At 69.2% G+C, this 18,821-nt stretch carries 13 protein-coding genes; 9 read left to right on the top strand and 4 right to left on the bottom strand.

Features of this window, described 5'->3' with window-relative positions:
* The first annotated feature begins 60 nt into the window (after positions 1–60).
* The 4 genes from pulA to QM624_RS06230 all read left to right on the top strand — a co-directional run bounded on the left by pulA (position 61) and on the right by QM624_RS06230 (position 5,949).
* A complete protein-coding gene (gene pulA, locus QM624_RS06245) occupies positions 61–2,745 on the top strand; it encodes a pullulanase-type alpha-1,6-glucosidase (protein WP_415089862.1) in 2,685 nt (894 codons plus the stop codon).
* 35 nt (positions 2,746–2,780) lie between these two features.
* Positions 2,781–3,767: a 3-oxoacyl-[acyl-carrier-protein] synthase III C-terminal domain-containing protein gene (locus QM624_RS06240; protein ID WP_415089860.1), complete on the top strand. Its 987-nt coding sequence runs from the start codon at positions 2,781–2,783 to the stop codon at positions 3,765–3,767.
* 75 nt (positions 3,768–3,842) lie between these two features.
* A complete protein-coding gene (locus tag QM624_RS06235) occupies positions 3,843–4,670 on the top strand; it encodes an MBL fold metallo-hydrolase (protein ID WP_415089857.1) in 828 nt (275 codons plus the stop codon).
* Positions 4,663–5,949 carry a F390 synthetase-related protein gene (locus tag QM624_RS06230; protein WP_415089855.1) on the top strand — a complete coding sequence of 429 codons (1,287 nt, stop codon included), beginning with the start codon at positions 4,663–4,665 and terminating at the stop codon, positions 5,947–5,949. The genes QM624_RS06235 and QM624_RS06230 overlap by 8 nt, the downstream gene beginning before the upstream one ends.
* Here QM624_RS06230 and QM624_RS06225 read toward each other — a convergent pair whose 3' ends face one another.
* The 3 genes from QM624_RS06225 to QM624_RS06215 form a co-directional block, all read right to left on the bottom strand.
* Positions 5,950–6,336 (bottom strand): type II toxin-antitoxin system VapC family toxin, encoded by a 387-nt coding sequence (locus QM624_RS06225; protein WP_415089853.1) that lies wholly within the window; start codon positions 6,334–6,336, stop codon positions 5,950–5,952.
* Positions 6,333–6,560, bottom strand: coding sequence for a type II toxin-antitoxin system Phd/YefM family antitoxin (locus tag QM624_RS06220; protein WP_415089851.1), 228 nt, complete (start codon positions 6,558–6,560; stop codon positions 6,333–6,335). The genes QM624_RS06225 and QM624_RS06220 overlap by 4 nt, the downstream gene beginning before the upstream one ends.
* A gap of 79 nt (positions 6,561–6,639) precedes the next feature.
* Positions 6,640–7,635, bottom strand: coding sequence for an NAD-dependent epimerase/dehydratase family protein (locus QM624_RS06215; RefSeq protein ID WP_415089849.1), 996 nt, complete (start codon positions 7,633–7,635; stop codon positions 6,640–6,642).
* A 173-nt stretch (positions 7,636–7,808) separates the two neighbouring features.
* Between QM624_RS06215 and QM624_RS06210 the strand changes: the two genes are divergently transcribed.
* The 3 genes from QM624_RS06210 (at position 7,809) to QM624_RS06200 (ending at position 14,168) form a co-directional block, all read left to right on the top strand.
* The gene (locus QM624_RS06210) at positions 7,809–9,137 is read left to right on the top strand and encodes an MFS transporter (protein ID WP_415089847.1); all 1,329 of its coding nucleotides are present in this window, start codon (positions 7,809–7,811) and stop codon (positions 9,135–9,137) included.
* A 186-nt stretch (positions 9,138–9,323) separates the two neighbouring features.
* Positions 9,324–11,393 carry a transketolase gene (gene tkt, locus QM624_RS06205; protein ID WP_415089845.1) on the top strand — a complete coding sequence of 690 codons (2,070 nt, stop codon included), beginning with the start codon at positions 9,324–9,326 and terminating at the stop codon, positions 11,391–11,393.
* Between the two features lie 342 nt (positions 11,394–11,735).
* A complete protein-coding gene (locus QM624_RS06200; protein WP_415089843.1) occupies positions 11,736–14,168 on the top strand; it encodes a peptidoglycan-binding protein in 2,433 nt (810 codons plus the stop codon).
* A gap of 134 nt (positions 14,169–14,302) precedes the next feature.
* Here the strand turns inward: QM624_RS06200 and QM624_RS06195 are convergent, their stop codons facing one another.
* Entirely contained in the window at positions 14,303–14,944 is a 642-nt protein-coding gene (locus QM624_RS06195; RefSeq protein ID WP_415089841.1) for a hypothetical protein, read from the bottom strand.
* Between the two features lie 169 nt (positions 14,945–15,113).
* Here QM624_RS06195 and QM624_RS06190 point away from each other — a divergent pair, with 169 nt between their 5' ends.
* The gene (locus tag QM624_RS06190; RefSeq protein WP_415089839.1) at positions 15,114–16,832 is read left to right on the top strand and encodes a S49 family peptidase; all 1,719 of its coding nucleotides are present in this window, start codon (positions 15,114–15,116) and stop codon (positions 16,830–16,832) included.
* A gap of 256 nt (positions 16,833–17,088) precedes the next feature.
* Positions 17,089–18,810: a VanW family protein gene (locus QM624_RS06185; RefSeq protein WP_415089837.1), complete on the top strand. Its 1,722-nt coding sequence runs from the start codon at positions 17,089–17,091 to the stop codon at positions 18,808–18,810.
* The last annotated feature ends 11 nt before the right edge of the window (positions 18,811–18,821 follow it).

Genomic DNA, 18,821 nt, shown 5'->3' with positions numbered 1-18,821 from the left:
AATCCGCTGTCACGAGGCACGATGGTCGGGTCCGGAGTTCTCGACGATGAGGTTGCTGCGATGCGCAGACTGCAAGGCCCACCCGATCTGACACTCGCGCCCGGCCACTGGGTGCGACGTGACCTGATCGCGTGGCCGGCCGACGGCGTCCCCAGCGGTGTCGATCCGGCCGAGCTGGACTGGCAGCTGCACTGGTCGCCGGACGGCGGGATCGATCCGGGCGCCCGCGAACCCGTGGTGTGGGACATCGACGAGGTGCGGTTCGACCTCGACGGTCTGCCTGAGGACGTGCTCATCGAGCGGCCGCACCTGCGCGGCTATCTGGCCCTGCGGCTGCGGCCCGAGACCGCGGCGCGGGCCGAGCAGATCCTGCGCGGGCAGGTCGTGCTCAGCCTGCACCAGGCGTCCGGACGGCTGGTCAACGCCGGCTCGCTGCAGCTGCCCGGGGTGCTGGACGACCTGTATGCGGCCGCCACCGAGGCCCAGCTCGGGCTGAGCTGGCAGGGCCGGACGCCGACCCTGCGGCTGTGGGCGCCGACCGCGCACGACGTCCGGCTGCGCATCTGGGGCGCCGAGGACGATCTGCACGATCCGGGCCGTTCGCTGCCGGCTACGCGCGAGGCCGACGGCTGCTGGGCGATTTCCGGCGGACCGGACTGGCTGGCCGCCCGGTACCGCTGGGAGGTCACCGTCTACGCCCCGAGCGGACGGCGGGTGGTGACCAACCAGGTCACCGACCCCTATTCGGTCTCGCTCACCGTCAACTCGACGCACGCGGTGATCGTCGACCTGCGCGATCCCGAACTGGCGCCCGAGCAGTGGCGGACGACCCCCCAGCCGCGGCTGAGTCACGCCGTCGACCAGGTCATCTACGAGTTGCATGTGCGCGACTTCTCGATCAGCGACAAGTCGGTGCCCGCCGACGAGCGGGGCAGCTTCCTGGCGTTCACCCGCGACAGCCTCGGCATCCGGCACCTGAAACGCCTTGCCGACGCTGGTTTGAACACCGTGCAGCTGTTGCCGACGTTCGACAACGCGAGTGTTGAAGAGGCCAAGGAACGCCAGCACCGTCCACCGAAGGCCGACCTGCGGGCCGCGCCCGCGGACAGCCCCCATCAGCAGCGGCTGATCGCGCTCACCGTCACCAACAGTCCGTACAACTGGGGCTACGACCCGTGGCATTACCAGGCCGTCGAGGGGTCGTACTGCGCCAGCCTGGCCAGCGCCGAGGGTGCCGGACGGGTGCACGAGTTCCGCGCCATGATCGGCGCCCTGCACGGGCTCGGACTGCGGGTGGTGCTCGACCAGGTCTTCAACCACACCGCCAGCTACGGCCAGAACACCAAATCGGTGCTCGACCGGATCGTTCCGGGCTACTACCACCGGCTCTCGCCGCTGGGCTTCACCGAACATTCCACCTGCTGCCCGAACGTGGCCACCGAGCACGCGATGGCGCAGAAGCTGATGGTCGACTCGGTGCTGCTGTGGGCCCGCGACTACAAGGTGGACGGCTTCCGGTTCGACCTGATGGGCCACCACAGCCTTGCCAATATGCGCGCGGTGCGGGCCGCGCTTGACGCGCTCACCCCCGAGCGCGACGGGGTGGACGGCAGCGCCGTCACGCTCTACGGCGAGGGCTGGAACTTCGGCGAGGTGGCCGACGACGCGCGCTTCGTCCAGGCCCGCCAGGGCAACCTGGGCGGCACCGGGATCGGCACATTCAACGACCGGCTGCGCGACGCCGTCCGCGGCGGAGGTCCGTTCGACCACGATCCGCGCGGGCAGGGTTTCGGCACCGGCCTGCTCACCGCGTCCAACGACTCCCCGGTCAACGGCGACGGCTACCACCAGCGTGACCGGCTGCTGCTCGACACCGACCTGATCCAGCTGGGTCTGACCGGCAACCTGCGCGACTACTGGCTGCCGGCCAACAGCCGCCGGCAGTTCGTCCGCGGCGACGAACTGGAGTACAACGGCCAGCCGGCCAGCTACGCCGGCGAGCCGGACGAGGTGATCAACTACGTCGACGCGCACGACAACGAGACCCTGTTCGACGCGCTCACCCTGAAGCTGCCGATGGAGACCACGATGGCCGACCGGGTGCGGCTGAACACGCTCTGCCTGGCGCTCGCCACCCTCGGCCAGGGCCCGGTGATGTGGCATGCCGGCACCGACATCCTGCGCAGCAAGAGCCTCGACCGGAACTCCTACAACTCCGGCGACTGGTTCAACTTCCTGGACTGGACGATGACCGACAACGGCTTCGGTGCTGGGCTTCCGCCCGAGGTCGACAACGGTCCGAAGTGGGACTTCTTCCGGCCGTTCCTGGCGGATGTGGCGCTCAAACCGAGTCCCGAGGACATCGCCGAGGCGCACGCCCAGGCGCTCGACCTGCTTCGGCTGCGGGCCTCGACCAGGCTGTTCCGGCTGGCGTCCGGACACGAGATTCGCACCAAGCTGACCTTCCCGGTCTCGAACACCGCCCACCAGATTCCCGGTGTGATCGTGATGCGGATCGACGACAGCGTCGGCGAACCGAGCCAGGACGAATGGTCCAGCCTGGTCACCGTGTTCAACGCCACCCCGCTGCCGGCACGGCTGCCGGTGCCCGGGCTGGACCGTCGGCACGTGCTGCATCCGGTGCAGGCCCGCGGACACGATGCGGTCGTCAAGGGCGCCCGGGTGGAGGGCGAATGGGCCCGGGTGCCGGCGCGCAGCTACGCCGTCTTCGTCCGGCCCTGGTAGCTGGATCGGCCCTTCGCGCTGCTACGTTTGCGGCCATGTCCTGGCCCGTTCGGATTGTCTCGGTGGGCAGTCACACCCCCGCGCGGCGGGTCACCTCCACCGACCTGGACGCCGCCCACGGCCGGGTCCCAGGCCTCACTTTCACCCGCTCGGGGGTTGCCGCGCGGCATTGGATAGGACCCGGCGAAACCAGCGTCAGCATGACCGTCGGCGCGCTCAGCCAGGCGCTGGACCGGGCCGATTGGGACGTCGACGAACTGGATGCGCTGATCGTCGCCTCGGTGCTTCCCGAGCAGCCGATGCCGACCACCGCGATCCTGACCGCCGCCCAACTCGGGGTGACCGGTGGCAGGCTCGAGGCCTTCGATGTGAACGCGTCCTGCCTCGGCTTCCTGACCGCACTGCAACAGGCGTCTTTCGGCATCGCGATGGGGCGCTGGAAGCGGGTTGCCGTGGCAGCGGTGGACATCGCATCCAAGGGCCTCAACCATGCCGATCTGGAATCCAGCGCACTGTTCGGCGACGGGGCTGCCGCCGTGCTGCTGGAGGGGTCGCAGGCGTCCGAGATTCTGGCGCTGCGGCTGACCAGCTACCCGAGCGCGTCCGAGCTGTGCCGGATCGCCGCCGGCGGCACCCGGTGGAACCCGGTTACCCCGCCCCCGTCCGCCATCGACTACCTGTTTGCCATGGACGGCCTGGGCATGATGAAACTGGTCACCCGCGAGATGCCGGGCTTCCTCGACGGGCTGCTCGCCGAGGCGGGCGTGGACGCCGACGCGATCGATGTCGTGGTGCCGCACCAGGCGTCCGGGCTGGGACTGCGCTTCCTGCGCGAACGATTGCCGGTACGGTCCGAGACCGTGGTCGACATCCTCGCCGAACACGGCAACCAGGTGTCCGCGTCGATGCCGACCGCTCTGGCACATGCCGTCGAGACCGGACGCCTCGAGCGCGGCGGCCTGTGTCTGCTGATCGGGACCGGCGCCGGATTGTTGTTCGGCGGGGCAGTCCTGCGGTACTGATGCTGGGGCGCCGAAGTGGCGTGGGCTGTCGACGCAAGAGGCCGACATGGTGCGGCGGGGTGAACGGGGATCGTGATGCGTGAGTGGGAGGTGCTCGTCGCCGGGCACTGCGTCCAGCTGGAGCGGTTCGTCCGCGACGGCGGGGCGTGGCGTCCGATCGAGTTCCCGTCCGCGGTGGCGGTCATTCCGCACCCGGACGGCGGGGTCGCCCTGTTCGACACCGGCTATGCGCCCCGCTTCCACACCGCGACGGCGCGGCTGCCGTACCGGCTGTACGGGGCGCTGCTGCCGGTGACCTGCGGTGAATCGGACGCCATGGTGACGCAGCTGCGCGACCGCGGCATCGGCCCCGAACAGGTCCGGCTGATCGTGCTCTCCCACCTGCACGGCGACCACGTGGCCGGGTTGCGCGACTTTCCGGATGCCCGGGTGGTCGTCGGTGACGGCGCGCTGGCACCCGGCTGGCGGGATCGGTCGGCCTGGACGAACACCGCGCACGGTTTCGTGCCCGACCTGCTGCCCGACGACCTCGACGAACGCCTGCTGCCGCTGGCCGAGCTGGCCGTCGGGCCGACCGGTCTCGGCGGCCGGCTGCGCAACGGCTACGACCTGTTCGGCGACGGCACCGCGTTCGTGCTGCCGTTGCCGGGCCACACCGATGGGCATCTCGGCTTGTGGCTGCCGGGTGCTGGGGATGACGGGGTCCTGCTGGTGGGCGATGCGGTGTGGAACGAGCGTGCCTTCACTCACGGCGAACTGCCGTTGCCGCCACTGCGCGGTGACCGGGAGGCCTACGAGGGCGTCGTCCGCGGGCTGGCGCGGCTGCATCGGGAGCGCCCCGACCTGGCGATCGTGCCGTCGCATTGCACCGCCAGCCTCGATCGGATCCGTGGCCGTGGCTGAGCAACTGCAGGTCGACCGGTGGCAGGTGCTGCGCTCAGTGCTGGGCACCTGGCTGCGTCGTTTCGGCACCCGGGACGCGTTGGACCGGTACCAGCGCCGCCGGCTGCGGAAGGCGCTCGGCCGGGCGCGTCGGGTGTTTCCGTACTACGCCGATATCGAGAGCGTCGAACTGGACGCGTTCCCGGTGCTCGACAAGGCCGAATGGTTGGAGCACTTCGACGGCCTCAACGATCGCGGGCTGAGCCTCGACGACTGCTTGGTTGCGGCGCGCGAGGCCGAGGCGCGACGCAGCTTCGACGCCACCCTGGCCGGCGTCAGCGTCGGGCTCTCGTCGGGCACGTCCGGACGCCAAGGCGTCTTCCTGACCTCACCCGCCGAACGTGCCCGCTGGGCCGGCACGGTCCTGGCCAAGGCGCTGCCCAGCCTGCGCGAACCGGCCCGGGTGGCGCTGGTGCTGCGTTCCGGCGGCCCGCTCTACCAGGCGGTCGACGGTGGACGCATCGCCTTCCGCTACGTCGACCTGGCGCTCGACCCGGACGTCATCGCCGCGCAGTTGACCGACTTCGCACCCACCGTGCTGGCCGCCCCGCCGCAAGTGCTGGACGACCTCGCCGGTCGTTCCTCGGTGGGCTCCGGGCAGCTCCGGCCCCAGGTCGTCTACTCGATCGCCGACGTTCTCGACGACGATGTGGCGGCGCGAGTCGAGGCCGGTTTCGGCGTCCGGTTGCGGCAGGTCTACCAGGCCACCGAGGGCTTCCTCGGGATCAGCTGCGCCCACGGCACCCTGCACCTCAACGAGGACCTGGTGCACGTCGAGCGCGAGGTGATCGACGAAGCCAGCGGCCGGTTCGTGCCGATCATCACCGACCTGTACCGAACCAGCCAGGCGATCATCCGCTACCGGCTGGGCGACGTGCTGGTGCCGGGTGCGGCGAACTGCCCGTGCGGTTCGGTGTTCACCGCGATCGACCGGATCGAGGGCCGCGCGGACGACGTCCTGCAGTTCACCGCCGCGACGGGGGAGACCCGGCCTCTGTTCGCAGACTTCGTCCGGGCCGCCGTCCTGGGTGCGCCGGCGGTGGCCGACTTCCGGCTGGTGCAACGCGCCGACGGCAGCCTGCGGCTGGCCGTCCGCCCCGAGCGAGCCCAGGCATCCGCGCATCTGGCGCTGCAGGCGCTGCTGCGCTCACGGGGCCTGCGAGTGCCCCAGATCTTCGGCATGCCCTGGCCGGTGGAAGCTCCGACCGCCAAGCGCCGCCGAGTTCGCCGGGACGGTTAGCTAAAGCCTGGCGTCGAGAACGTCCGTGCGCCCGAGGCCCAGCAGCAGCCGATCTGCGGTCAGCAAGGTGAGTCGCTCGGCGGTGGCTTGGGCCAGCAGCATTCGGTCGAAGGGATCTTTGTGCGGCAGGTCGATCCGCCCGATCGTGCTCGCGTGAACTGCGGTGATCGGTAGTTCAGTGAGCCCTGTCTCGGCCCCGATGGCCTCAAAGGGCTTGTCGCGCGGGATGCGGCCGAGGAGTCGTTTGATCTCGAGTTCCCAGATCGAGGCGGCTGAGTAGGCGACCGTGGAAGCCGCGGCGATCCGCCCCCGCGTGACCGAACCCATCGAGGGATCGTCGGTCATCAGCCAGTACAGGGCGTTGGTGTCGAGCAGGTAGTTGCTCACGCGTTCTCGAACATCTCGACGATCTCGGGAGCGACCTCATCAAAGTCGTCGGGCAACCGCGGAGCGTCGACCCACGAGCCCCACACCAGGTCGACGCGGGCATGCGGAACCAGGTCGGCAATCGGTTTGCCGGCCCGAGCGATCGTCACGAGCTCTCCGGCTTCCACAGCCTCAAGCAGGCGAGAGAGGTGCGTCTTCGCCTCATGGATGTTGACGGTCTTCATAGCCGCAGACTATCCAACTGGACTAAGTCTAGTCTAGTCCTGATGTCGTTCGAAGCGCAGCGCAGGGACGGCTCTTTGGTCACCGGGGACGGTTCCTTTGGTCACCGGACCGGGACGAACTCTTCCGCCACCACTCGACCAGAGCGCGCCGGCCGTCCTCGACACTGAGCGGCGGCTCGCCGAGCAGGGTGCGGCAGCGGGTCACGTCGAAGGTCTTGGAGTGGGCGAACATCGACACTCCGAAGGTGGTGATCGGTGGTTCGCGGTAGCCGAGCACGGTCGCCGAGGCGATTTCGGACGCGCGCGCCAGCGCCATCGCCGCACCGACCGGCAGTCGACGGGTCGGACGCGGCAAGTCCAGGTCGTCGAGCAGGTCGAACAGGAACGGGTACAGCTCGACGGGTTCGCCGTTGGTCAGGTTGACCGGACCGGTCAACCCGCGGGCGACGGCCTCGACGATGTAGTGCGCCACCACGTCCACATGGGTCAGGTCGGTGAGCACCGGCTCTGGTTGGCTGCGGACCAGTAGCGGCAGCCGTCCGGCTCGGGCCGCGGTGACCACGCGGGGCAGCAGGACGGTATCGCCGGGCCCGAACACCGCCCGCGGCCGCACGATGCTCCAGTCGCCCACGTACGCCTCGATCAGCCGTTCGCCGGCGAGTTTGCTGCGCGAGTAGATGTTGATCTGGTCCGCGGGCGCGGGAATGGGGGAGCGTTCGGTGATTCCGAGCTGATCGGCACGGGTGTAGAAGACGCTGGACGACGACACGTAGTGCACCGGTGGTGCGCCATGAGCTCGGGCCCACTCCAGAACGTGCCGGGTGCCGTCCACGTTGGCCCGCCGATAGGCCTCCGGCCGCGCCCAGGGCGAGGCCAGCGCCGCACAGTGCACCACCGCGTCCACGGTGTCATCGAGCCGCAGTGGATCGGCCAGGTCGTGCCGGTGATAGGCGTCCACCTCGACCGCCGGACGCGGTTGCCGTCCCAGTCCGACCACCTGCCAGCCACGCTCCCGGGCCGCCGCGACGACCCGGGCACCCACGAACCCGTTGCTGCCAGTGACCAGGATCCGCATCCGTTCACCGTAGCCGGGCATTCGGTGACCAAGAGAACCGTCCCTGGTGACCGGGAGAACCGTCCCCGGTGTCCAAGGGAACCGTCCCCGGTGACCGGGGTTCGATGGGACGGTTCCGTCGCCGGGGCATCGTCACTAAGCTGAGGCCGGCTTATTGGCAGGGAGGACAAATAATGTCTGATGCCGTCACCGAGACTTCGCTGACCCGCTCGGAGCGCCTTGACCGGCTGCCGTTCACCCGCAAGCACGGGAAGCTGCTGGTCGGGTCGGGGGTGGGCTGGGCACTCGACGCGATGGACGTCGGGCTGATCTCGTTCGTGATGGCGGCACTGGCCACGCAATGGAAGCTGGACGCCGGCACCCTGTCCTGGATCGGGTCGATCGGCTTCGTCGGGATGGCCATCGGCGCCTCGCTGGGCGGGTTGCTCGCCGACCGGATCGGACGCCGCCAGGTCTTCGCGCTCACCCTGCTGATCTACGGCATCGCCACCGGCGCCTCGGCCCTGGTCGGCAGCGTGGCGATGCTGATCGTTCTTCGCTTCATCGTCGGCATCGGCCTGGGCGCCGAACTGCCGGTGGCGTCCACCCTGGTCAGCGAGTACGCGCCGAAGGCGATCCGGGGCCGGGTCGTGGTCGGGCTGGAGGCGTTCTGGGCGCTGGGCTGGATCCTGGCCGCGCTGATCGGCTACCTGGTCGTCCCCGCCTCGCCGGACGGCTGGCGCTGGGCCCTGGCGGTCGGCATCGTGCCCACCATCTATGCCGCCGCCATCCGCTGGGGGTTGCCCGAATCCGTCCGCTTCCTGGAATCCAAGGGACGCATCGCCGAGGCCGAGGACGCCGTCCGCAGCTTCGAGGAGTCGGCCGGTGTCGCCCCCGTCCCCAGCCCGGACGCCCCGGCGGCCGCAGCCGAACCGACGCACTCGATCTGGTCGCCCGCCTACCGGGTGCGGACCGCCGCGCTGTGGGCTGTCTGGTTCTGCATCAACCTGTCCTACTACGGCGCCTTCATCTGGATCCCGACGCTGCTGGTGCAGCGCGGCTTCCCGCTGGTGCGTTCGTTCGAGTTCACCCTGATCATCACCCTCGCCCAGGTGCCCGGCTACGCGGTCGCCGCCTGGCTGATCGAGAAGTGGGGACGCCGGGCGACGCTGGCGGTCTTCCTGGCCGGCTCGGCCGTCGCGGCAGCAGCCTTCGGGTTCGCCACCACCGAGACGATGATCATCGTCACCGGCTGTGCGCTGTCCTTCTTCAACCTGGGTGCCTGGGGTGCGCTGTACGCCGTCGGCCCCGAGATTTACCCGACCGGCGTCCGCGGCAAGGGCACCGGCGCGGCCGCCGCCTTCGGCCGGATCGCGTCGATGATCGCGCCACTCAGCGTGCCGCTGCTGATGGGCGCCGGTGGATCGGTGCTGGTCTTCGGCGTCTTCGGGGTGGCTTTCCTGCTTGCAGCCGGGGCTTCGCTGGCGCTGCCCGAGCAGGCCGGACGCGCGCTGGAGTCCTGACCTTCAGCAGACTTTCCACCGACGACGCCGACGCGTCCGTTCCGTGGCTACTCGCGTGACTTTCCACACAGAATGCGAGACTGCCGAGGGCGACTCCCCAAGCAGGTCAACAAGCCAATAGTGTGGGTGTGTTCGTTCTCCATCGTCTCCCGCGCACTGAGGCGCGACATCTGAGAGGAATACTCAATGAGCAATCTGACGTGGACGGAGCAGGACGCGAAGGCCGTCGACATCGCTCGCGTGCTGGCTGCCGATGCCGTCGAGAAGGTCGGCAACGGTCACCCGGGCACGGCGGTTTCGCTGGCTCCGATCGCTTACCTGCTGTACGCGAAGCTGATGAAGTCGGACCCGTCCGACCCGCGTTGGCTGGGCCGCGACCGCTTCGTCATGTCCGCGGGTCACTCGTCGCTCACCCAGTACACGCAGCTGTACCTGAACGGTTTCGGCCTCGAACTGGACGACATCGCGAGCCTGCGCACCTGGGAGTCGCTGACCCCGGGTCACCCCGAGTTCGGCCTGACCAAGGGCATCGAGTGCACCACCGGTCCGCTGGGTGCCGGTGTGGCCAACGCGGTCGGCTTCGCGATGAGCGCCCGCCGCTCCCGTGAGCTGTACGATCCGCAGGCCGCGCCGGGCGAGTCGGTGTTCGACCACAACGTGTACTGCATCGCAGGTGACGGCTGCATGCAGGAGGGCGTCTCGGGCGAGGCGTCGTCGCTGGCCGCCACCCAGGATCTGGGCAACCTGTTCCTGATCTACGACGACAACCGGATCTCGATCGAGGGCGACACCAAGATCGCCTTCTCCGAGGACGTTCAGGCCCGCTACGCCGCGTACGGCTGGGACACCTACCACGTCGACTTCACCAACGGGTTCACCACCTATGAGGAGAAGGTCGCCGAGCTGTACGACATTCTCGAGCGGGCCAAGCAGGTCACCGACAAGCCGCACTTCATCAAGGTGACCACCATTATCGGCTGGCCGCTGCCGACCAAGCAGGGCGACCACTCCGTGCACGGCTCCAAGCTGGGCGGCGCCGAGATCAGCGCGCTGAAGGCCAAGCTCGGTTTCGAGGACAAGCCGTTCGCCGTCGACACCGCGGTGGTGGACGCCACCCGCGCCAACGCCGCCGCTCGCGCCAAGGAGTTGCGCGCCGAGTGGGATCCGCGGTTCGAGGCCTGGCGTGCCGCCAACCCCGGGCAGGCCGAACTGCTGGACCGGGTGCTCGCCAAGGAGGCTCCGGCCGATCTGGACGCCGCACTGCCGGTCTTCGAGCCGGGTTCGATGGCTACCCGTGCCGCGTCCGGCAAGGTGCTGTCGGCGCTGGCCGAAGCGGTGCCCGAGCTGTGGGGCGGCTCGGCCGACCTGGCCGGTTCGAACAACACCACGATGGCCGGGGTGAACTCGTTCATCCCCGCCGAGCGGTCCAGCCACGAGTTCACCGGTGCCCCCGGTGGCCGGACGCTGCACTTCGGCATCCGTGAGCACGCCATGGGCAACATCGCCAACGGCATCACCATGGACGGCCTGTCCCGGGTCTACTGCGCCACCTTCCTGGTGTTCTCCGACTACATGCGGACGACGCCGCGACTGGCCGCGCTGTCGCACGTGCCGACCACGTTCGTGTGGACCCACGACTCGGTCGGTGTGGGCGAGGACGGCCCGACCCATCAGCCGATCGAGCATGTGATGAGCCTGCGGTTGATGCCGAACATCGACGTGGTGCGCCCCGGTGACGCCAACGAGACCGCGCACGCCTGGGCGCAGATCCTGCGCACCAAGAACCATCCGGCGGCGCTGATCCTGTCCCGGCAGAACGTGCCCACCCTGGACCGTTCCGAGGGCTCGGGCCTGGCCGGTGCCGAGAACACGGTGCTGGGCGGCTACGTGCTCAAGGAGGCCTCCTCCGAGGCCAAGGTGGTCCTGGTCGGTACCGGTTCCGAACTGCAGGTCGCGCTCGCCGCGGCCGAGAAGCTCGAAGCCGAGGGCATTCCGGCCCGCGTGGTGTCGCTGCCGTGCGTGGAGTGGTTCAAGGCCCAGGACGCCGACTACCAGGAGCAGGTGCTGCCGGCCGGCACCCCGAAGGTCGTCGTCGAGGCCGGTGTGCCGGTGGGCTGGAAGGACCTGCTCGGCGGCAACACCGAAGCGATCGGCATCGACCACTTCGGCGCTTCCGCCGACGGCGCCCTGCTGTTCGAGAAGTACGGCGTCACCGCCGAGGCCGCGGCTGCCAAAGCCAAAGCACTGATCGGCTGATTCAGAACACCTCGACCATTCGATCCGGGCGCCGCATGCGGTGCCCGGATCGTTGGCGTTCGGGGCGATTGGCGAGACATTCACTAAATGACATCGGTGTAATTCAAGGTCTTTTCCGAGGGCATTCGGGAGGGCCCAAGAATGGGTTGTCCAAGTGAACCAATCGGGTCGCGATGGCCAACCCTCGACCAACCCTGAACGATTAGTTGAGCGAAGTGAAGATGCATCACCCCTTGTCCTGAGCCTTTCTAAGGGGATGCTGAATGTCAACTCTCAAGTCCGTGTTTGCATTCGATATTGCTCACTAGGTAGCTAACAGGTGTGCGAGTTCTGTCGAGATTGTTGTCACCCCCCGTCGCGCTGCTGCTGGTCGCCACCCTGGCCCTGACCGACGCCACCGGCGTCAGCGCCGCCACCATTTCGAAGAAGGCCAAAGAGTCGTTCATCACCAGCCTGGCGACCCCCGCCCAGCAGGCCCAACGCAGTTACGGCGTCCCCGCCTCGGTGTCGATGGCGCAGGCCATCGTCGACAGCGACTGGGGCACCTCGGATGCGGCCAAGAAGGGCCGGAACTACTTCGACATCCAATGTGCCGGCAAGATGACGCCGGCGCAGTTCGCCAGCCTGGCCGACGACCAGGTCGGCAAGCCCTACGTGCTGGGCGCCGAGGCGGCGATCAGCAACCCGGACCCGGCCAGATTCGACTGCTCCGAACTGGTCGAGTGGCTGTACGGCCGGTCCGGTAACCGGATCACCGACCTCGCCGCGTGGCAGTACGACGCCACCAAGAAGGTCACCGGCTCGCCCAAGGTGGGCGACCTGGTGTTCCTGCGCAACAACCCGGCCCGGGCCAACGGGATCGGCCACGTCGCCGTCCTGACCAAGAAGCTCGACAACGGCGACTGGCGCATCATCGAGGCCCGTGGGCGCGCCTACGGCGTCGTGCGCACCACGCTGAGCTACTGGAAGACCCGCAAGTACTACGCCGGCCTGCGCCGCCAGTCGTCGTTCTCGCTGGCCGGCAAGGACGCCCCGGCCGCGTCCGCGGCGAGCCGCTTCCAGGAGGGCTGCGTCACCGTCGGCAAGGTCAGCTACGCCAAGTACGGCTCGGTCAAGGACTCCTTCGCCGCGCACGCCGCCGCCGTCGCCGACGACTCCCGCTACGCCGCGGCACGCAAGGTGATCAGCGACGTCGACAAATTCGTCACCGCGATCGCCAAGGTGGAGCAGCCCAAGAACGCCGCGGCCTACGCGGCGAAGCTCAACGACGTCATCGCCGAATACGACCTGGGCTACTACGACAACGTGGCCTTCAACCTGGTCCTGCTGTCGGGCGACTCCGGTCCCAAGGTGACCGCGCTGCAGTACCTGCTCAGCGCCGCCGGCTATGCCGCTCCCACCAGTGGGAAGTACGACTCGGCGACCGTCGCGGCAGTCAAGAAGTTCCAGAAGGCGAAGAAGCTGGAGGTCGACGGTGAGGCCGGTCCGATCACGCTGACCGCAGTGGCCCCGTCGCTGTCCAGCGGCGCCAAGGGGGACGCGGTGCGCGGCCTGGCCACGCTGCTGGCGTCAGCCGGTCAGCAGGTCGGCGGGGCGTCCAGCTTCAGCTCCGACGTGGTGGCAGCGGTGAAGTCGTTCCAGGCCTCGGTGGGCCGCTCGGTCACCGGCAGCGTGGACGACCGCACCTGGGCCGCGTTGTTCATGACCCTGGACGCAGCCACGCCGAAGGTCAGCGGCAAGGCTGCCGTCGGCGAGAAGCTGACCGCGTCCGCCGGCAAGTGGGGCCCGGGCTCGGTGAAGCTCTCCTACCAGTGGTACCGGGGCAACACCGCCATCGGCGGCGCCACCGGAACCACCCGGACGGTGACGGTCGACGACGCGGGCCAGGCACTGAGTGTCCGGGTGACCGGCACCCGGGAGTTGTACGCGCCGACGGTGCGAAGCTCGTCCGCCACGGCCACCGTTCCGTTGCTGAAGCTGAAGACCACCTCGACCCCGACCGTCTCGGGCACGGCGAAGGTGGGGTCGACCCTGACCGCCAAGGCCGGCACCTGGGCTCCGGCACCGGTCACGCTGTCGTACCAGTGGTACCGGGGTAGTGCCAGGATCGCCGGTGCCACCAAGTCGACCTACACGGTGACCGCCGCGGACGGCGGGGCGGCCATGAGTGTCGCGGTGACCGGGACCAAGACCGGGCATGCCGCGGTCACCAGGACGTCGAAAGCCACCGCGTCCGTTCCGCGGCAACTCGACGGGCCGACCCCGACGTTCTCGGGTGCCGCCCAGGTCGGTTCGGCGCTGACAGTCAAGACCGGCTCCTGGGGACCGGCCAAGGTCTCACTCAGCTACCAGTGGTACCGCGACGGCTCCGCCATCAAGGGGGCGACCAAGTCGTCCTACACGCCGTCGGCGTCCGAGGTGAACGCGAAGCTCAGTGTCCGGGTGACCGGCAAACTCAGCGGTTACGACTCGTTGAGCCGGACGTCGGCGAGCGTCACGGTGGCCAAGGGGACGCTGATTGCGAAGACGCCGACGATCACCGGCACCCGCAAGGCGGGCAAGACCCTCACGGTGAAGGCCGGCAGCTGGGGTCCGGGCAAGGTCGCGCTGAGCTACCAGTGGTACCGCGGCTCGACCAAGGTCAAGGGCGCGACCAAGACCAGCTACAAGCTGACGTCGAAGGACAAGGGCAAGAAGGTCAGCGTCGTGGTGCGCGGCACGAAGTCCGGCTACACCACCGTCGAGCAGAAGGTCACCGTCTCGATCGCCAAGTAGCAGTTCCGTCGGTCGAGCTTGTCGGGACCCTGGCTTCCGTCGGTCGAGCTTGTCGAGACCCCTCAGAAGGATCTCGACAAGCTCGATCAGCGGTGGCCGGACTTGGCTCTCGACAAGCCGATCAACGAGTGGCGTCACCAGTTGGTGTTGGCGCAGGTGATCGTCAGGGTGACCGGAATGGTGCCGGCCGGCTGGCCGTTCTCGGTGTTGCTCAGCTTGCCCTTGGCGGTGAAGGTGGCGCCCTTGCCGGTTAGGTCGAGCGACGTTCCCTTGGCCGGCTGGGCGGCGTTGTAGCTGATCGTGCGGACGATCGATTCGGAGTCCTCACCGAGCGAGATGGTCAGCTTCGACACGGTCGTCCGGCGAGCCGAGAGCACCATCGTGGCGTCGATGGTGCCGAAGAAGTCGTTGGCTCGATCGGCCACCGTCAGAGTCGGCACCCCGGACTTCGTCGCGCAGGTTCCGGCGAGCTTCTTGCTCGCCTCGCTGTACAGCGCGAGCGAACCGGTGGCCTTCACCGCGGGCTTGTCGGACGGCGTCGAGCTCGGGCTCGAACTCGGCGTGGTGCTGGGGCTGCTCGACTCGGACGGGGTTGCGCTCGCCGAGCCGCTCGGGCTCGGCTCGGCGGACGACGGGGCCGGGACGGCGGTGGCCGGCGGGTCGAGCACCGGCGGGGTCTTGGCGCATCCGGCCAGGGCGGCCGTGACCGCGGCCGCGAGGATCACCGAAGTCCGTGCCCAACTGCCTCCGGTGCGGGGTGCATTGCGTCCTATCACGCTCCTCATGCTGGCCTGTCGGTGCTCCGGCAGCGGGCCGCGACGCGCTGAGGCCGTCCGATTCGCCGTCCGGTTCGGCACGCAGGCGGCGCGAACCACGTCCGCGTCGCATCGTCCGGACCCGCACTGCGTGACCCACCCGGCGCCCGTCCCGCATACGCTGGGCGCCATGGATCCTCTCGGCACGCTGTCCTCCCTGCTGCGCAAATCCTCCGTCGGCGATCAGGTGATCCTGGAGCTCGACCTCGACCATTCCGTGCTCAGTAACGCGCCGGCCAATCCGCTGGAGGCGTTCAAACTGATCAACGCGCCCTCGATGCGGGCGCTGCGCGACGGGCTGCAGGCGGCCGCGACCGACCCCGCGGTGAGCGGGCTGATCCTGCACCTGGGCACCTGCCCGATCACCGCCGCCCAGTGCTGCGAGCTGGCCGATCTGGTCGCCGGCTTCGGTGAACACAAGCCGGTCTGGGCCTACACCGAGTCGTTCGGCGAGTTCAGCAGCGGACTGCTGCCCTACACGTTGGCCGCCCATGCCGAGAAGGTCTGGGTGCAGCCGTCCGGCGAGTTGACCCTGGGCGGCGTCCGGACCCAGATCACCCTGCTGCGCGGCGTGTTCGACAAGGTCGGCCTCGAGCCGCAGTTCGGCCAGCGCAAGGAGTTCAAGACCGCCGTCGACACCTACGCGGCGCACGAGATCTCTGCCGCGAACACCGAGATGATGCAGCAGATCGCCAACTCGATCGCGCACTGGGCGGTCGACACCATCGCCCAGCGCCGGGGCCGGACCGCCGATGAGGTCTGGGCCAGCGTCGATGCCGGAGGGTTGACCCCCGACGAGGCCGTTGCGCACGGCCTGATCGACCGGATCGGCTACCGCGACGAGGTCTACGCCGAGGCGCGGCGGGCCTGGGGTGGCGAGCAGGCCGGGCTGCGGTTCGTCCATCGTTACGGCAAGGTGTCGGCGGCGCGTGAGCTGGTGCAGGCCCGGACGAAGCCCGCGGTGGCGGTCGTCGAGGTGCGCGGCGCGATCGTTTCCGGACGTCCGCAGCGCCAGGCCGGCGGGCAGCCGATGGCGGCCTCCGAGGTGGTCTGCCAGCACCTGCGGGCCGCGGCCGCCGATGAGCAGGTGAAGGCCGTCGTACTGCGGGTCGACTCGCCCGGTGGTTCCTACATCGCCTCGGACGCGATCCGCCGCGAGGTGCTGCGGCTGCGTGAGTCGGGGCGTCCGGTGGTGGCCTGCATGGGCGACATGGCGGCGTCCGGCGGCTACTTCGTGTCGATGCCGGCCGACGAGATCGTCGCCCAGCCCACCACGCTGACCGGCTCGATCGGCGTCTTCGCCGGCAAATTCGTCACCACCGAGATCAAGGAGAAGCTGGGCCTGGTACTCAGCGACGTCACCGCGGGCGCGTGGGCATCGTTCATGTCGGCCAACAGCGGCTTCAGCGACGAGCAGTGGGCGGCGCTGGATCGCCGGCTGGACGCCATCTACGCCGACTTCACCGGCAAGGCCGCCGCCGACCGAGGGATGGCGCTGGACGTGCTGGAACCGCTCGCCCACGGCCGGGTCTGGACGGGTGTCGACGCCCGTCAGCGCGGGCTGGTCGACCACCTGGGTGGCATGGGTGCCGCCATCGACCGGGCCTGTGCACTGGCCGGGCTGCGGCGCGACGATGTCGCCGTCCGGGCGGTGTCGATGCTGGGCTTCCTGAAGCAGTTCCGCCCGGCCGAATCGAGTGAGTCGGTCTCGGGTTCGATGGTGACGGCGGCGGCGCGGTTCGACCTGGATTCGCTGGTCGAGATGGCGGCCGCCCGGCTCGGCCTGGCAGCGACCGGCGTGCTCAGCGTCCCCTTCGGCATCGAGGTGCACGCCGGCCTGGGTCGCTGAGGTCGCCGGTCGAGCTTGTCGAGACCCGGGACGGGCGCCGCGCTCGCTGGTCGAGACCTGGGACGGCGCCGCGCTCGCACAGGTGCCATCCTCCCGGCGCACTCGCCGTCCGGCGCACTCGTGATCCCGGCGCACTCGTGATCCCGGCGCACGCCGGGATCTCCGCAGCCGACCTGTGCAGCGGACCGGTCGCCCGGCTTGTCGGAGCACTCCCGTAGACTGAGCCGACACTCGTTGCAGACCCTCAGGAGCACCCGTGTCCACATCCCCTGACAAGCCAGCGCGCCGCGGCGGTCGACTTGCCCTGTGGGTGACCGGGGGTGCCCTAGTCGTACTCGGCGGCGCCTACATCGCCGGCTATGCCCTCGCCGGCGACAACACCCCGCGCAACGCCGCCGTCGCCGGCGTCGCCATCGGTGGGCTGAGTTCTGAGGCCGCGGTCGAGAAGCTGCGTTCCGAACTGGGCCCGCGGCTCGACCGTGAGCTGACCGTCACCGCCGGCGAACACACCCTGCAGACCACTGCGGCCGAACTCGGGCTGGCCATCGACTACCCCGCGACGGTGTCCAACGCCGGCGCCGGACGCAGCTGGAACCCGGCGCACATCGTCACCGTGCTGACCGGTGGCGGCGAGCAGCAGCCGGTGGTCACCCGCGACCAAGCGAAGCTGACCGCGGCCGTCGCCGGCCTCGCCGAGAAGGCCGACACCAAGCCGGTCGACGCCGACCTCAGCGTCAAGGGCACCTCGATCGTCCGCTCCGAGGCCAAGCCGGGCGTCACCGTGCAGCAGCCGCAAACCGCGGACGCCCTCGCCGAGGGCTTCGCGACAACCACCACCGTGGCCGCGGTGGTCGCCCAGGCCGATCCGGAGGTCACCACGGCCGAGGCCGACCAGGTGGCCGAGAAGATCGGCAAGCCCGCGCTGGCGGCCCCGATCACGGTGGAGACCGGCTCGTCCGGCTCGTTCCAGCTGACACCGGCGGTGATCGCCGCCGCGCTGTCGTTCGAGCCCGCCGACGGCAGCCTCAAAGCGGCCCTCGACGGGGGCAAGCTGACCAAGGCGGCGGCCAAGCCGATCAAGGCGCTCGGTTTGAAGCAGCCCAAGGACGCCGACATCACCATCGCCAAGGGCAAGCCGAAGATCATTCCCTCCGTGGACGGCGTGGGCCTCGACCCGGACGCCCTGAGCAAGGCGGCATTGGGCGTGCTGGAGAAGCCGTCCGGGCGTTCGATCACCGTCAAGGCGACTACGCAGAAGCCCGCGTTCACCACCGACGACGCCAAGAAGCTGGGCGTGAAGGAGATCACCGGCAAGTTCACCACCTACTACCCGGGTTCGGCCTACCGGGTGAACAACATCGGCAAAGCGGCGCGGATGGTCAACGGCACCTTCCTCAAGCCCGGCGAGACGTTCAGCATGAACGCCGCGCTGGGCAAGCGGACCGCGGCGGCCGGCTGGATGGCGGGCGGCGGCATCGAGGGCGGCAAGATCAAGACGCTGCAGGGCGGCGGCATCTCGCAGGCCACCACCACCACGTTCAACGCGATCTTCTTCGCCGGCCTCGAGGACATTTACCACAAGCCGCATTCGCTCTACTTCAGCCGCTACCCGGTCGGCCGCGAGGCGACCCTGGACTGGGTGAGCGTCGACATGAAGTTCCGCAACGACTCGCCCTACGGGGTTGTGCTGCAGGCGTGGACGACCGGCAAGGTCGGCCAGACCGGATCGGTCACCGTGCGGGTCTGGTCGACCAAGCGCTACACGATCAAGGCCACCAACCCGGTCCGCAGCAACTACCGGGGCCCGGGCCCGACCCAGTACGACTCCTCACCCGGCTGCGTCCCCCAGAGCGCGATGAGCGGTTTCGACGTCCGCTTCAAGCGGCTGTTCTACCAGGGCAAGAAGCTGGTCAAGTCCGAGCCCTTCTTCTGGCGCTACAACAGCCTGACCCCCGTGGTCTGCGGCAAGAAGCCCTGATACGCGGACGG

The organism is Micropruina sp., from assembly GCF_047606365.1.
GTDB lineage: Bacteria > Actinomycetota > Actinomycetes > Propionibacteriales > Propionibacteriaceae > Micropruina.
This window is presented reverse-complemented; position numbering and strand designations above follow the sequence as displayed.

Coding starts and splice junctions, on each gene's coding strand:
- pulA (WP_415089862.1), top strand. CDS start 61: ATGCGCAGACTGCAAGGCCCACCCGATCTGACACTCGCGCCCGGCCAC.
- QM624_RS06240 (WP_415089860.1), top strand. CDS start 2,781: ATGTCCTGGCCCGTTCGGATTGTCTCGGTGGGCAGTCACACCCCCGCG.
- QM624_RS06235 (WP_415089857.1), top strand. CDS start 3,843: ATGCGTGAGTGGGAGGTGCTCGTCGCCGGGCACTGCGTCCAGCTGGAG.
- QM624_RS06220 (WP_415089851.1), bottom strand. CDS start 6,560: ATGAAGACCGTCAACATCCATGAGGCGAAGACGCACCTCTCTCGCCTG.
- QM624_RS06215 (WP_415089849.1), bottom strand. CDS start 7,635: ATGCGGATCCTGGTCACTGGCAGCAACGGGTTCGTGGGTGCCCGGGTC.
- QM624_RS06210 (WP_415089847.1), top strand. CDS start 7,809: ATGTCTGATGCCGTCACCGAGACTTCGCTGACCCGCTCGGAGCGCCTT.
- tkt (WP_415089845.1), top strand. CDS start 9,324: ATGAGCAATCTGACGTGGACGGAGCAGGACGCGAAGGCCGTCGACATC.
- QM624_RS06190 (WP_415089839.1), top strand. CDS start 15,114: ATGGATCCTCTCGGCACGCTGTCCTCCCTGCTGCGCAAATCCTCCGTC.